The organism is Caballeronia udeis (assembly GCF_001544555.2).
GTDB classification, from domain to species: Bacteria; Pseudomonadota; Gammaproteobacteria; order Burkholderiales; family Burkholderiaceae; genus Caballeronia; species Caballeronia udeis.
On sequence record NZ_FCOK02000207.1, the window covers coordinates 1 to 1,178 of the forward strand.

The window sequence follows — 1,178 nt, forward strand, 5'->3', positions numbered from 1 at the left end:
CCTTCGCCATCAGCATTCGGCGCAGCAGTTGAGCGAGGATGACCGGGATGATGATGTAGAGGCCGACCGAAATAATCGAGAGTGAACCAAACCGTGGGAGGTCAATTCACGCAGCTCGGCGCGCACCCGGCGAGTTTTCAGCTGCAGAAGTCTTGGTCAACACGGCAAGTTGCTTAACCGAGAATTCTTCGTTGAGAACAGCAACTCTGACCTGTGCCAGACAGTGCGCTCCCTCGTCCGTCCATCGCATTTGTTGCTTCTTCGCCATGCGATGGCTGACCACCAGGTTCACTGCGGACTCGGCAATGCTGCTGCTGATCGGTAGCCCCTTGTGATAGCGCATGCCATAGTTCACGAGCGTACCGGCGTTGTTCTCGATGTAGAAGTACAGACGGCGCAGGTTCCAGTACAACGTCGAGTGCTCATAGCCCTCCATCGCCAACAGCGTGTCATCCAATGCCTTGATGCGGGACGCCGATCGCCGGCTCTTTCCATGCCAAACTAGCCACTTGGCGTGATCGATCTCTGTCTCTACAGCGATTCACTCGTGGGGCTCCGTCGACTGGCTTCCTGACACCGAGTTCTTGGCAGCCTTGAACTTCATCGCGATACGAAACCAGTCCAGGATCCTTCCCCGAGCGAGCCGGCTGCCGTCCACAGCCTTGCCGAATTCGCCAGCGTCATCGCTGATCACGGTGACCCGCTCGTCTGGAGCCACGCCGCTTGCAAAGAGAATTGGTCCAGCCGCGCGGGCGCCGATGGCACCAGCTTATGCACGTACGCGCAGAGACGCGGGGTGCGATCAGCAAGAGTTGCACAGCCCGCAACGATGTTGACATGTCGGTCTTGCGTCAACTTCTGCGCCCAAGGTGATTTCAGCTCCGCAAGATCGCGCCGCCTTGCGGCTCTTGGGGCTGCTGCGGAAGCTTAGCCACGCCGAGTCGACGCTCACGCAGCCGACGGTGGTCGATTCGCGAACCTGCTCTGCGCTGACCGCTTTTGGTTCAGACGCGATATCGCGCTCGATCTGCGCGTCCAGCGCGCTACCGACGGCGAGGATTCGACGGCGAGTACTACCGAAGGAAATCCCTTTGTCCAGCGGAAGGACCTCTCGAAGCAGCTCAGTGGCCTGACGGTAAGGTAGATGGGCGGCCCACTTGACCTGGAGGTACTCCAAC

At 59.4% G+C, this 1,178-nt stretch carries 2 protein-coding genes and 1 pseudogene; all 3 read right to left on the reverse strand.

Annotated elements, in window-relative coordinates:
• Positions 1-106: 106 nt before the first annotated feature.
• Positions 107-457, reverse strand: coding sequence for a hypothetical protein (locus tag AWB69_RS47425; RefSeq protein WP_062093239.1), 351 nt, complete (start codon positions 455-457; stop codon positions 107-109).
• An 84-nt stretch (positions 458-541) separates the two neighbouring features.
• The gene (locus tag AWB69_RS48510; RefSeq protein WP_156529229.1) at positions 542-694 is read right to left on the reverse strand and encodes a hypothetical protein; all 153 of its coding nucleotides are present in this window, start codon (positions 692-694) and stop codon (positions 542-544) included.
• 108 nt (positions 695-802) lie between these two features.
• A pseudogene (locus tag AWB69_RS50225) lies at positions 803-1,178 on the reverse strand (hypothetical protein); the annotation flags it as partial.